At 70.9% G+C, this 12,908-nt stretch carries 9 protein-coding genes; 8 read left to right on the top strand and 1 reads right to left on the bottom strand.

Annotated elements, in window-relative coordinates; all coding sequences use genetic code 11:
- Nucleotides 1-6 precede the first annotated feature (6 nt).
- From AMIS_RS32925 to AMIS_RS32915, 3 genes are read left to right on the top strand one after another with little or no spacing between them, the layout of a single operon-like run.
- The gene (locus AMIS_RS32925) at nt 7-1,350 is read left to right on the top strand and encodes a vWA domain-containing protein (protein ID WP_386933388.1); all 1,344 of its coding nucleotides are present in this window, start codon (nt 7-9) and stop codon (nt 1,348-1,350) included.
- Between the two features lie 10 nt (nt 1,351-1,360).
- Nucleotides 1,361-2,473, top strand: coding sequence for an ATP-binding protein (locus AMIS_RS32920; RefSeq protein ID WP_014446789.1), 1,113 nt, complete (start codon nt 1,361-1,363; stop codon nt 2,471-2,473).
- On the top strand, nt 2,470-5,250 hold the full coding sequence (locus tag AMIS_RS32915) for a DUF5682 family protein (protein WP_014446788.1): 2,781 nt from the start codon (nt 2,470-2,472) through the stop codon (nt 5,248-5,250). Before AMIS_RS32920 ends, AMIS_RS32915 begins: the two co-directional genes overlap by 4 nt.
- A gap of 88 nt (nt 5,251-5,338) precedes the next feature.
- Here AMIS_RS32915 and AMIS_RS32910 read toward each other — a convergent pair whose 3' ends face one another.
- Nucleotides 5,339-7,393: an endo-1,4-beta-xylanase gene (locus AMIS_RS32910; protein ID WP_014446787.1), complete on the bottom strand. Its 2,055-nt coding sequence runs from the start codon at nt 7,391-7,393 to the stop codon at nt 5,339-5,341.
- Between the two features lie 677 nt (nt 7,394-8,070).
- On the opposite strand from AMIS_RS32910, the gene AMIS_RS32905 reads away from it, so the two are divergent.
- The 5 genes from AMIS_RS32905 to AMIS_RS32885 are packed head-to-tail and all read left to right on the top strand — an operon-like array spanning nt 8,071 to nt 12,889.
- Nucleotides 8,071-8,829, top strand: coding sequence for a S1C family serine protease (locus tag AMIS_RS32905; protein WP_231859145.1), 759 nt, complete (start codon nt 8,071-8,073; stop codon nt 8,827-8,829).
- A gap of 24 nt (nt 8,830-8,853) precedes the next feature.
- Nucleotides 8,854-9,840: an AAA family ATPase gene (locus AMIS_RS32900; RefSeq protein WP_014446785.1), complete on the top strand. Its 987-nt coding sequence runs from the start codon at nt 8,854-8,856 to the stop codon at nt 9,838-9,840.
- 3 nt (nt 9,841-9,843) lie between these two features.
- The gene (locus AMIS_RS32895) at nt 9,844-10,722 is read left to right on the top strand and encodes a DUF58 domain-containing protein (protein WP_014446784.1); all 879 of its coding nucleotides are present in this window, start codon (nt 9,844-9,846) and stop codon (nt 10,720-10,722) included.
- Nucleotides 10,719-11,675 (top strand): VWA domain-containing protein, encoded by a 957-nt coding sequence (locus AMIS_RS32890; RefSeq protein WP_014446783.1) that lies wholly within the window; start codon nt 10,719-10,721, stop codon nt 11,673-11,675. Before AMIS_RS32895 ends, AMIS_RS32890 begins: the two co-directional genes overlap by 4 nt.
- Nucleotides 11,675-12,889 carry a VWA domain-containing protein gene (locus AMIS_RS32885; RefSeq protein ID WP_014446782.1) on the top strand — a complete coding sequence of 405 codons (1,215 nt, stop codon included), beginning with the start codon at nt 11,675-11,677 and terminating at the stop codon, nt 12,887-12,889. Before AMIS_RS32890 ends, AMIS_RS32885 begins: the two co-directional genes overlap by 1 nt.
- The last annotated feature ends 19 nt before the right edge of the window (nt 12,890-12,908 follow it).

Genomic DNA, 12,908 nt, shown 5'->3' with positions numbered 1-12,908 from the left:
GGCAGCATGGCGATCGTCGACGACCTGGACCTGCCGGCCGCGCTGCTCGACCCGGCCGTCTCGGTCGACACGGTGGTGCAGCGCTTCCCGCACCTCGAGGCGGAGTTCGACGGCCTGCTCAACGGGGCGGGCGACGACCGGGAGGGCGAGGTCCGGCGGGCCGCGCTCGTCTCCAAGCTGCTGCTCAACGTCTTCGGGACCGGCTCGGGCAACGTCACGGCCGGTCAGCTGGCCCGCTGGCAGTCGGACGCGGGCTGGTTCGAGCGGTCCCTCGGCTGCACCCCCGGCTCGTTGCGCGGCCGCGCCGCGGCCGCCGGCGCGGGCGCCCCGTCAGCGGGAGACGGACCGGCGGGCGCGGGCTCGCCGGGCGGCACCTCCCCGGACGGCACCTCAGCGGGTGGCGCTTCCCCGGGCGGCGGGACCGGCGTCGGGACCGGGCCGGGCAACGGGTTCGACGGCGACCTCGCCCCGGTGCTCGCCGCCATCGAGGCCGACCTGGTCAGCCGGATGCGGCTGCGCGAGGTGCTGGCCGACCCCACCCTGGCCAAGCAGCTCACCCCGAGCATGTCGCTGATCGAGCAGCTGCTCCGCGACAAGGACAACCTGGACGGTGTGGCGCTGGCCAACGCCAAGGCGCTGATCCGGCGTTTCGTCGACGAGGTGGCCGAGGTGCTGCGCACGCAGGTGGCCCAGGCCAGCACCGGGACGATCGACCGGTCCATCCCGCCGAGACGCGTCTACCGCAACCTCGACATCAACCGCACGATCTGGAAGAACCTGCCGAACTGGGATCCGGCGGAGGAGCGCCTCTACGTCGACCGGCTCTACTACAAGCAGACCGCGAAACGGATCACCCCGGCCCGGCTGATCGTGGTGGTGGACCAGTCCGGCTCGATGGTCGACGCGATGGTCAACTGCACGATCCTCGCCTCGATCTTCGCGGGGCTGCCCAAGGTCGACGTGCACCTGATCGCCTACGACACCCGGGCGCTCGACCTGACGCCGTGGGTGCACGATCCGTTCGAGGTGCTGCTGCGTACCCAGCTGGGCGGCGGGACGGACGGCACCGTCGCGCTCGACCTGGCCCGGCCGAAGATCGCCGACCCGCGCAACACCGTGGTCGTCTGGATCTCCGACTTCTACGAGTGGAAGGAACAGGCCGTCTTCGACGGGATGGCCGCCATCCACCGCTCCGGAGCCCGCTTCATCCCGGTCGGTTCCGTCAGCAGCGGCGGCCAGCAGAGCGTCAACCCCTGGTTCCGCCAGCGCTTCAAGGACCAGGGCACGCCGGTGCTGTCCGGTCGCATCAAGAAGCTCGTCACCGAGCTCAAGAACTTCCTCGCCTTCTAGGAGACACCCCATGAGTGACATGCTGCGCGCCCCCGCCGAGATCAAGTACGCCGAGGAGCTGGACTGGCTCGAGTCGATCGACGACGGCCCGAAACCCTTCTCCTGGCGGCTCAGCCCGAAAATGGTGCGCCTCTTCATCCTCGGCTCGGAGCGTGCCGACGGCCTCGATCGGGAGGTCAGCCAGAAATGGTTCGGTGACCGGAGCTTCGTCGAGCGGTCCATCGTCACCCTCGCCTCCGACCGCGGCCTGCTGCTGATCGGCGACCCGGGCACCGGCAAGAGCTGGCTGGCCGAGCTGCTCGCCGCCGCGATCAGCCGCAACTCCACGCTCGTCGTGCAGGGCACCGCCGGCACCACCGAGGACCACATCAAGTACTCGTGGAACGTCTCGATGGTCATCGCGAAAGGCCAGTCCCGCGCCTCGATGATCCCGTCGCCGATCATGACGGCCATGGAGGGCGGCGTGATCGGCCGTTTCGAGGAGCTGACCCGCTCCACCAGCGACGTGCAGGACGCGCTGATCTCGATCCTCTCCGAGAAGTACGTCTCCATTCCCGAGCTGGACTCCGACAACATCGTCTTCGCGAGGCCGGGCTTCTCGATCATCGCGACGGCGAACAGCCGGGACCGGGGCGTCAACGACCTCTCCTCCGCGCTCAAGCGCCGCTTCAACTTCGTCCGCATCCCGGTGGTGACGAACAAGAAGAGCGAGGCCGAGATCGTCCGGTTCCGCACCGAGGAACTGCTGCGCCGGCACAACATCGAACTGGAGGTCCCGCCGACCCTGCTCGACGTGCTGCTGCAGAGCTTCGCCGACCTGCGCGCCGCCGCCGGCTCGGCGACGAGCGACGAGGAGCGCCTGGAGTCGGCGCTCTCCACCGCCGAGCAGATCGGCGTGCTGGAGGACGCGATCCTGCACAGCAACTTCTTCGGCGCCGCCGCGCTCAGCGCCGAGACCCTCGCCGGCTCCCTGGTCGGCTCGCTGGCCCGGCGCAGCCCGGAGGACCTGGCGATCCTCAACAAGTACTGGCACGGCGTGGTCGAGCCGCGCAGCCGGGAGCAGGGCGGGGAGTGGGACGGCTTCCTCGAAGGCGGCCGCCAGGCGATCGCGACGCTGTCGTGAGCCGGCCCTTCGACGCGCTGCGGGAGCAGCTGCTCGGAGCGGCCGAGGCCCTCGCGGACGGCCCGGCGGCCCTGCCGGAGATCCTCGCCGGGATGGTCGACGACGTCGACCACGCGTTGCGCGAGCCGCTGGAGATCTTCCCGGTGTGCCACCACTCGCCGGCTTCGGCGCTGGCGATGGCCCGCCGCCTGCGGGAGAAACAGCCCAAGGTGATCTACCTGGAGCTCTGCGAGGACCTCGCGCCGCTCCTCACCGAGCTGCGGAACTGCCGGCTGCCGGTGGCGCTGCAGGCGTTCGCCTCCGAGCTGGAGGGCTTCGCCAAGGAGTCCGCGCCGCTCAGCGTGGTCGCGCCGATCACCGAGGCCTCCGCGGAGTACCAGGCGATCGCGTACGCGCTGGACACCCCCGGCGTCGAGCTGGTGCTCGTCGACAGGTCCACCGACCACGTCTTCCAGTGGCAGCCGGACGTCTCGTCGTCCGCCGGTGCGGACGAGCCGCAGGGTGAGGACGCTCTGCACGGTGACGCGGTCGGGGTGGAGATCGGCGACCTGCGCCCCCGCTTCGCCGAGCTGGAGGAGCACCTGCTGCACCACGGCCGGGTCCGGCACTGGTCCGAGTGGTGGGAGCAGTATGTCGAGCAGCCGCTGGCCGGGGCCGATCACGACACGTACCGGCAGGTCATGGTCATGATCGGCAGCCTGTTCCGCAGGCTCGCGCCGCACGACAGCCGGCGTTTCGCGAGCGACGAGGACCGCGAGCGCTACATGTGGACCCGGATCCGGGAGCACCTCGCGCGCAGCGGCGCCGACCGGGCCGACTGCCTCTACATCTGCGGCGCCTTCCATGCGTCGAGCCGGGTCCCCGAGGCCGGCTCGGAGCCGGGAACGCCGGACTTCGCGATCACCGAGCGGACCGCGACGACATGGCTCTACGGGCTCATCCCGTCCAGCCACTCGGCGATCGAGGCACAGTTCGGGCTGGCGCCGGGCTCGGTGTCGATCGCGGCCGCCGCCTGGCAGAAATCGCTGCTGCGGACCCGGGTGAAACCGTTCTCGCTGGCCGGCCAGAAGAAGAGCGGCCGGAAGAAGGCCGCGGCGCTCCCGGCGCCGGCCGCCGCGGGGCCGGTCATCGACCAGCTCAGCGGCTACCTCACCGGGCCGGCGGCGCTGGACGCCCTGGACGAGGAGGAGCTGCGCGGCTGGTGCGTCGACATCGTCCGGCTGGCCCGCCGCAACGGGTACCTGGCGAGCACGGCGGACGCGATCGCGGTGTTCGAGACGTCGGTGCTGCTGGCCGGGATGCGCGGGCGGCGCAGGCCCACGCCGTACGACTTCCAGGACGCGGCGGTCACCTGCATCGAGAAGGAGACCGTGCCGGGACGGCGTGACGTGCGCCGTCTCTGCGAGATCCTGCTCGGCGGCGACCGGATCGGCCAGGTGGGGTACGCCGCGCTCCCGCCGCTGGCCCGCGACGTCTACGACCGTCTCGCCCCGCTAGGGCTCAACCTCGAACAGCGGACCATTCAGCGGGCCCTGCTCGACCTGGCCGCGCAGCCCGAGCTGACCGCCTGCTCCCAGCTGCTCTGGATGCTGCGTTACCTGCTGCCCGACCAGGCGGTCCGGCCGATCATGGGTTCGCGCCGGCTCGGCGAGAAACACATCCAGGAGAGCTGGGACCTCGACCTCGGCCGCCACCAGCGCACCATCATCGAGCTGGGGTACGAGGGCGTCACCGTCGAGCAGGTCCTGGAGCAGCGGCTGCGCCGATCCGCCTGGGACCCGAAAGCCACCGCCGCCACCGCGCTCAAGGCCGTCGAGGACTCGCTGCTCTTCCTGCGCAGCCCGCGTCTCACCGACGAGCTCGGCACCCGGGCGGTGGAGCTGCTCGCCGCCGAGCGCACGGTCGACGACGCGCCCGCCGTGCTGCGCCGCATCCGCCGGCTGATGGCCCATTACCGCGCTACCGAGCCGGCGCTCCCGGCCTGGTGCGAACGATTCGTCACGGAGGGATACGCGCACTACTGCACCCTGCTGCCGACCGCGTTCGTGGCCGACGACACCGGCGTGCGGCAGGTCGGCGCGATGCTCGGATTCCTGTTCAGCATGGAGAGCCTGGCGTTGTCGCTCGGCTGCGACCGCACCCAGCTGGAGCTCGCGGTCCGGCAGTCGCATCCGGAGGCGCCGGCGAAAGTGGCCCTGCTCTGGGCGGCGCGCCACCAGCTGGGCGCCCTGCCGCTCGCCGACCTTCGGGTACGCGTCGACGAGCTGCTCGCCAATCCGCTGGTGGTGCCCGCGGTCCCGCAGTACGTCAGCGGGTTCGTGCAGGCGCTCGAACCGGTGCCGAGGCTGGCGCCGTTCGTGGTGGAGACCCTGTCGAAGGCGTTCGGGCGGCTGCCCGACCCGGTCCTGCTCCCGTGGCTGCCCACGCTGATCACGACGCTGAGGTCGCAGGCCGCCGAGCTGGTCCCGGTGCTGACCCGGGAAGCGGGCCGCACGTTCCCGGCGACCCTGGCCGGCATCGACGCGTGGACCCCGCCGTGGAAATCCCGCCCGGCGCCGGCCGCGGGCGCGCCGGCCGCTCCGGCGGCCCGTGGCGGTGGCCCGGCCGGGGTGCTGCTGGCGACTCACCCGGAGGCGGCGGACGGGGTATCGGCCCTGCTCGGCATCGCGGGGGAGTGGTCGGTGCCCGCCGCGACCGTGCCCGGCTCGGCCGCAGCCGATCTGCTCACCCGGCACTCGGAGACGGCGGAGGCGGTGGCCATGCTGATCAACGCCTGACCGGGTGCTGGGCCTCGGCGGCGGGAAGCGGGGCTGCATGTGCCGCCTCCCGCCGCCGAGAGCTTCTCCGGGCGCGATCGCGCCCGGCTCAGTTGACCGCGCAGGCGGTGCCGTTCACGGTGAAGGCGGCCGGGACCGGGTTGCTGCCGGTCCAGCTGCTCAGGAAACCGACCGTGGCGGACCCACCGGGAGCGAGCGTGCCGTTCCACGACGTGTTGGTCACGGTGACGGTGGCCCCGGACTGGATGACCGAACCGTTCCAGAGCTGGGCGATCCGCTGCCCACCGGTGAACTGCCAGGCCAGCGACCAGCCGCTGACCGCCGCCGTGCCAGTGTTGGCGACCTTCACCTCGCCCTGGAACCCGCCCGGCCAGCTCCCGGTCACCCGATATGTCACGGAACATCCCGCCACCCCGACCGACGGCGACACCGACCCGGACGGCGAGACCGACGCGGACGGCGAGACCGAAACGGACCCCGACGGCGACACCGACCCGGACGGCGAGACCGACGCGGACGGCGAGATCGACGCGGACGGCGAGACCGAAACGGACGCCGACGCCGACGGTGAGACGCCGATCTTGGACGGGTCAACGACCCCCCAATACGCCGGCTTCGCCTGTAACCGGGTGTCGAACAGCAGCGGCGCGTCCTTGCGGGTCACCGGGAACGTGTCGAGCCACGTATTGTCGTCCGCCAGCCCCCACAGCGTCACCGAGGTGATCTCCGAGGCGTACCGGCGGAACAGCGCGAACATGTCGCGGTACACGTACGCCTGCTGGAGAAGCCGATCAGCAGGCGGCGCCGGAAAGCTCTCCCCGCTGTTCGGATAGATGCTCACGTCCATCTCGGTGACCTGCTGCTCCACCCCGAGCGGCACGAACTTCTGGATCATCGCCTCGGTCTCGGCGAGCGTAGGCCAGCTGACGTTGATGTGCATCTGGTGCCCGACGCCGTCGATCGGCACGCCCTCCGCACGCAGCTGGGCGACCAGGGCATACAGCTTGTCGCGCTTCGCCGGGACGTTCGTGTTGTAGTCGTTGATGAACAGCTTCGCGTCCGGCAGCACCTCCCGGGCCACCCGGAACGCGGTGCGGATGTAGTCGAGACCGGCCACGGTGTACCAGGTGCTGCGCCGCAGCCCGTCGGACTGGTTCTCGTCGATCACCTCGTTCACCACGTCCCAGACCGCAATCGTGTCGCCGTAGTGGCCGGCGACGTTGCGGATGTGGTTCTCCAGCCGGGCCAGCAGCAGTTCCTTGTCCTCGGCGGTGGCGGTCATCGGCTGGCCGTCGGCGCCGGTGAACACCCAGGACGGTGTCTGGTTGTGCCACACCAGGGTGTGCCCGCGGACGGCGAGACCGTTCGCCGTCGCGTACGCGATCAGCGGGTCGGCCTGCGCGTAGGTGAACGTGTTCTCGCTCGGCTCGGTGGCGTCCCATTTCAGGGCGTTGCCGGGGGTGACCGACGCGAAGTGCCGGGAGAGCAGCCGGCCGTGGTCGCCGACGATCTCCGCCCCGGTGATCGCGGCGCCGACCGGGAACTCGTCGACCACGTCCCGTACCGCCGGGATGCCGGTCTGGATCGGCAGCGCCGGCACGTAGGACACCGTCACGTCGTCGATGGCGAAGTCACCGGTCGCCGACCCGGTCTCCACATAGATCCGCAGGAAGTCGACGTCGGTCGCGAGCGTGTACCGGCCGGTCAGGTTCACCCAGCCGCCGGCCGTCACCGCCGTGTTGCCGACCACCTGGTCGTAGGCGGCGACACCGCCGCTGCGCCGCTCCACGCTGAGTCTCACGTTGTCCGAGCCGGACGTCATCCGTACCCAGGCGGAGATCGTGTAGGCGGTGCCCTTCTCGACCACGCCGAGCACGTCCAGGGACGGCCCCTGCCAGGTGGCGGTGCGTCCGGTGACCGCGAGACTGCCCGCGCCGCCGTGCGCGACGGCGGTGCTGTGCGCGACGGTCTCGGCGGCCCGCCCGGTCCAGCCCTGTGCGCTGCCGTCCTCGAAGTCGCTGGTCAGCACGGTGATCGGGACGGGGTCGTCGGCCGCGCTGGCGGTGCTGGTGGCGACGGTGACTGCGGCGAGAGGAGCCGCGACCAGCAGGGTGGTCACGGCCAGCCGCGCGAGTGCGCGCATCTGCGTGGTCCTTCGCGTTCGGGGGTACGCCGGGAAGCGTTCGGGGATGCGGGAAGCGTTCAGGGATGCGGGAAGCGTTCAGGGATGCGGGAAGCGTTCAAGGGGTACGCGGGGAGCCGTTCGGGGTATGCGGGTGACGAAGTGATGAACATCGTTACATGGGAGCGCTCCCGGAACAACGAGTAACGCGACGGACTCCGGCGACGCTCACCAAGTGGCACCCCGAACAGGAAGGCCCGACATGCGACCCATCGACAGCGACGACATTCTCCCCGGCGTAACGGCCACCAGCGGCGCCTGGCCGTACCAGTTGCGTCGCTGGCTGCGGCGCTGGCGCGCCCGCCGGTGAAGTCCCGATCCCCGCTATGAGCAGGACATCGCACAGGTGCGAATCCGTAGATAGCTGACAAACCAACTCGACCCGAGTCGTTATTACCTTGTATAAACCCATTTGCGTACCGGAAACCGCCAGAAGACTCATGGCGAATTCCTAGGAATCGCTTTTAGATTCAAGGAATGGAGAGTCTGGCGGTCGTGTCGTGATGACCGTGCTCCGCCCGGAGGGAAACGACCCGACCCGGGGGGAGCCGGCGAGAACGGAGAAGCCGGATAGCGCGCCGACGCAGGAGGAATCGGAGAAACGGGCAGCCCGGTGGAACACGCCGGAGCGGCGACGCATGGTGCTCCTCGGTGCGGCTCTCGTCTGGGCCGTGGCGATCACCGCGTTCGTCCTCGTACCCGATCGGGGTGAAACCGGCGACCGTGCCGCAGCCGCCCCGTCGGCCTCGCCCTCCGCCTCGGCCGCGCCTCTCACCGTCGCCGAGGTCTCGCAGGCGCTGACCCCCTCGGTGGTGCTGATCGAAACGACCGGCCACGACGCGCAGGACCGTCTCGAGGCCGGCAGCGGCACCGGCGTGATCGCCAACGCGGACGGCACGATACTCACCGCGCTGCACGTGGTCGACGGCGCTGAGTCGATCCGGGTCACCTACGCCGACGGCACCCGCGCGGACGCGCGGATCGCCAGTGAGAGCGCCGAGCAGGACATCGCCACGATCACCCCGGGCAAGCTGCCGGAGACGCTGGTGCCGGCCGTGCTCGGCGGTGGCGTGGCGGTCGGCGACGACGTGGTGGCGATCGGCAACCCGCTCGGCCTGACCTGGAGCACCAGCAGCGGCGTCGTCTCCGGGCTGGACCGCAAGCTCGACCGTGACAGGTCCGCCGACATCGCCGGTCTGATCCAGTTCGACGCGGCGGTCAACCCGGGCAACTCCGGCGGACCGCTGATCAATACGCGAGGTCAGGTGGTCGGCATCGTCGTGGCGCTGGCCAACCCGACCGACGCGGGCACCTTCATCGGCATCGGTTTCGCGGTCCCGATCGGCGCGGCCCTCGGTGGTGGCGGCGAAGGCGACGGACAGGCACCGCCACTCTGACGACACAAAGGACGGACACCCCACATGAGCTGGACCGACGCACCGGCGGCCACGGCCGGCCCGATCGAGAAGGTGCTCTACGAGGTCAAGAAGACCATCGTGGGCCAGGACATCCTGCTCGAGCGGCTGATCGTGGCGCTGCTGGCCCGTGGGCACATCCTGGTCGAGGGCGTCCCGGGGCTGGCCAAGACGCTGGCCGTGAAATCGCTGGCCGAGGCGATCGGCGGCGACTTCCACCGGGTCCAGTTCACCCCCGACCTGGTGCCGGCGGACATCGTCGGCACCCGGGTCTACCACCAGCCCACCGGCGAGTTCCAGGTGCAGCTCGGCCCGGTCTTCACCAACCTGCTGCTCGCCGACGAGATCAACCGGGCACCGGCGAAGGTGCAGTCCGCCCTGCTCGAGACGATGCAGGAGCGGCAGGTCACGATCGGCCGGGAGACGCACAAGCTGCCGGACCCGTTCCTCGTGATGGCCACCCAGAACCCGATCGAGAACGAGGGCGTCTATCCGCTCCCCGAGGCGCAGGTCGACCGCTTCATGATGAAGGTGGTGGTCGGGTACCCGTCGCAGACCGAGGAGTTCGTGGTGGTCGAGCGGGCTCTCGCCCCGGCCGCCGTGATCCAGAAGATCATCAACCCGGGGACGCTTGTCGCTCTGCAGCAGGAGGCCGACCGGGTCTACGTCGACCCGTCGCTGATCGACTTCGCGGTCCAGCTCGCCCACGCCACCCGTGAGCCGGGCCGGGTCGGGCTCACCGACCTGGCGCGTTACGTCACGTTCGGCGCCAGCCCGCGCTCGTCGATCAGCCTGGTGCTCGCCGGGCGGGCGCTTGCCTACATCCGGGGTCGCGAGTACGTGGTGCCCGAGGATCTCAGCGATCTCGCGCCGGACGTGCTGCGCCACCGTCTCGTGCTGTCCTACGAGGCGCTCTCCGACGAGGTCACCCCCGACCTGATCATCTCGAAGATCCTGGCGAACCTGTCGTTCCCCGAGCCGCGGGGCCGCTGAGGTATGGTCACCGCCCCTGATCGGCTGCTGCGGCGCCTCGAGTGGAAACTGGGGCGTCGCCTGGACGGGCGTCTGCAGGGCGCGTACCGCACGGTGTGGCACGGCACCGGACTCGACTTCACCGACCTGCGGGCGTACACGCCGGAGGACGACGTCCGGCACATCGACTGGAACGTCACGGCGCGGACCGACGAGCCGCACATCCGGCAGTACACCGAGGACCGTGAGATGACCGCGTGGTTCGTCATCGACAGGTCCGCCTCGATGCGGTTCGGCGGCCACGACGGCAAGTCGTCGATCGCCGCCGAGCTGGCGGTCAGCCTGGCCCGGCTGGTCGCGCAGGGCGGTAACAGGGTGGGCGCGATCCTGTTCGACAATCTTGACAAAAAGGTTGTTCCGCCCAGAGGTGGGCGTGATCAGATTCTGCGGCTGGCGCGCGAGCTGACGAGCCGGCAGCAAACCCGAAAAATCGGTGCGACAACTGATCTGTCCGAAATGCTGAGACTGGCCGCGACCACCACATCGCGGCGGCGCAGCCTGGTCTTCGTGATGTCCGACTTCATCGGCGATCCCGGCTGGGAGCGGTCCCTCGCGATGCTCACCCACCGGCACGAGGTCGTGGTGATCCGCATCGTCGACCCGGCCGAGCTGGAGCTGCCCGATCTCGGTCTGGTGCTCGTCGAGGACGCCGAGACCGGCGAGCAGGTCCTCGTCGACACCAGTGATCCGCTGCTGCGTGGCCGGCTCGCCGAGCAGGTCGGCGCGCGCGAGCAGGCCCTCGCCGAGGGCATGCGCCGGGCCGGGGTGAACCCGCACCGGGTCACCACCGACCAGGACCTGCTCGCCGTGCTGATCGACATGGTCAGGCGGTCCGGGCGATGAGCTTCCTCTACCCGCTGCTGCTGGTGGTCGCCGTGGTGGTGACCGGGGCGGCGATCTACGCGTACCTGATGGTGCAGCGCCGCCGCGCCGCCGCCCTCGCCGCGGCAGGCTTCGGCACGATGGTCGGCGGCGGTGTGCGGCGGCACCTGCCCTACGCGCTGCTGCTCGCCGCGCTGCCGATCATGCTGGTCGGGCTGGCCCGCCCGCAGGCCGAGGTGTCGGTGCCGAGGGTCTCCGGGACCGTGCTGCTCGCCTTCGACATCTCCAACAGCATGTCCGCCACCGACGTCGCGCCGAGCCGGCTCGGCGCCGCGCAGGCCGCTGCCGCCGGATTCGTCGAGGGGCAGCCGGACACGGTGGACGTCGGCGTGCTGGTCTTCGGCGACCAGGCGCTGCTCACCCAGGAGCCGACGGACGACCACGCGGCCGCGGTCGCCGCCATCCAGCGGGTCAAGGCGAGCGGCGGCACGTCGCTGGGCCAGGCCATCCTGGTCGGCCTCAGCACGATCACCGGCAAGCCGGTGTCGGTGGACGCGCCGGCCGCAACGGATCTCGGATACTGGCCGTCGGCGACGATCGTGGTCTTCTCCGACGGCGAGGAGACCGGCGGGCCGGACGTGCAGGCCGCCGCCGAGCTCGCGGCCGCCGCCGGGGTGCACATCCAGACCGTGGGTGTCGGCACCGCGCAGGGCGGCACCGTCGAGGTGGACGGCTTTCAGCTCGGCACCGCGCTCGACGAGTCGCTGCTCACCTCGATCGCCCAGGTCACCGGCGGCACGTACCACGCGGCAGGTGACGCCGCCGCGCTCGCCGACACCACCAGGTCGATCGACCTGCGGCTGACCACGCAGAAGGAGCCGCTCGAGCTGACCGCGCCGTTCGCCGCGGCGGCCCTGCTCCTGCTGACCCTCGGCGGCCTGCTGAGCACCCGCTGGCACGGAAGGATCGTCTGATGTCGCTGAGCTGGCCGTGGGCACTGCTCGCGCTCGGAGTCGTGCCGTTGCTGCTCGCCGTCCGGTGGTGGCTGAACCGGCGCCGGAAACGAACCGCGATCACCGTCTCCAGCGTCGCGCTGATCCGCGCCGCGCTGCCCGGCCGGACCGCGTGGCGCCGCCGGATCCCGGTCTACCTCTTCCTCGCCGGCCTGCTCGCGCTGGCAGGCGCGGTCGCCCGGCCGCAGGCGTCCATCGCCGTGCCGTCGAACGACACCACGATCCTGCTGGCCATCGACGTCTCCGGCTCGATGTGCAACACCGACATCGCCCCCAACCGGCTCGCCGTCGCCACCGACGCGGCCCGCGGCTTCGTCGAGACCCAGGAGGGCGAAACCAAGATCGGGCTGGTCGCCTTCTCCGGCATCGCCGGCCTGCTGGTCGCCCCGACCACCGACAAGCAGTCCCTGCTCGACGCGATCGATACCCTCAAGACAGCCCGTGGCACCGCGATCGGCCAGGCCATCCTCACGTCCGTCGACGCGATCGCCGAGATCAACCCGGACGTGGCGGCCACCGGCGTCGACCTCGGTGACATCGCCCCCTCCCCGCAGCCACAGGACTACGAGCCGGACACCATCGTGGTCCTCACCGACGGCTCCAACACGACGGGCGTCGATCCGATCACCGCGGCCCAGGAAGCCGCCGCCCGCCGCCTGCGCGTCTACACGATCGGTTTCGGCACCACCGACCCGCAGCAACTGGTCTGCACCGCCGACCAGGTGAGCGGCGCCGGGCCGTTCGGCGGCAACGGTTTCGGAGGCGGCGGCAACGGAAGCGGCAGCGGCTTCGGCGGCGGCGGTTTCGGCGCCGGCCGAGGCGGCGCCCGCGAGATCGACGAGGAGGCGCTGACCCAGGTCGCCGACCTCACCGGCGGCCGCTACTTCAAGGCCGAGGACGCCGAGCAGCTCACCGACGTGCTCGCCGACCTGCCCCGCGAGTTCGGCCTCACCAAGCAGAACGTGGAGATCTCCGTCTGGTTCATGCTTGTCGGATTCCTGCTGGTCACCAGCGGCGCCGGCCTGTCCCTCTGGTGGAACAGAGGACCTTCGAGGGTACGGGCGACACCCACCCTGGTCCAGGCGACACCCACCCTGGTCCAGGCGACACCCACCGTGGTACGGGCGACACCCACCCGACCGCACCCGAGCCGTCCCGCCCCTCCCGGCGACTGACGTCCGTTCCGCCGGCGCT

It is taken from the genome of Actinoplanes missouriensis 431 (assembly GCF_000284295.1).
Classification (GTDB): domain Bacteria; phylum Actinomycetota; class Actinomycetes; order Mycobacteriales; family Micromonosporaceae; genus Actinoplanes; species Actinoplanes missouriensis.
This window is presented reverse-complemented; position numbering and strand designations above follow the sequence as displayed.

What these genes read in the sequence shown, in the direction of transcription:
- AMIS_RS32925 (WP_386933388.1), top strand. Translation starts at nt 7, where the DNA reads ATGGCGATCGTCGACGACCTGGACCTGCCGGCCGCGCTGCTCGACCCG.
- AMIS_RS32920 (WP_014446789.1), top strand. Translation starts at nt 1,361, where the DNA reads ATGAGTGACATGCTGCGCGCCCCCGCCGAGATCAAGTACGCCGAGGAG.
- AMIS_RS32910 (WP_014446787.1), bottom strand. Translation starts at nt 7,393, where the DNA reads ATGCGCGCACTCGCGCGGCTGGCCGTGACCACCCTGCTGGTCGCGGCT.
- AMIS_RS32905 (WP_231859145.1), top strand. Translation starts at nt 8,071, where the DNA reads ATGGTGCTCCTCGGTGCGGCTCTCGTCTGGGCCGTGGCGATCACCGCG.
- AMIS_RS32900 (WP_014446785.1), top strand. Translation starts at nt 8,854, where the DNA reads ATGAGCTGGACCGACGCACCGGCGGCCACGGCCGGCCCGATCGAGAAG.
- AMIS_RS32895 (WP_014446784.1), top strand. Translation starts at nt 9,844, where the DNA reads ATGGTCACCGCCCCTGATCGGCTGCTGCGGCGCCTCGAGTGGAAACTG.
- AMIS_RS32890 (WP_014446783.1), top strand. Translation starts at nt 10,719, where the DNA reads ATGAGCTTCCTCTACCCGCTGCTGCTGGTGGTCGCCGTGGTGGTGACC.
- AMIS_RS32885 (WP_014446782.1), top strand. Translation starts at nt 11,675, where the DNA reads ATGTCGCTGAGCTGGCCGTGGGCACTGCTCGCGCTCGGAGTCGTGCCG.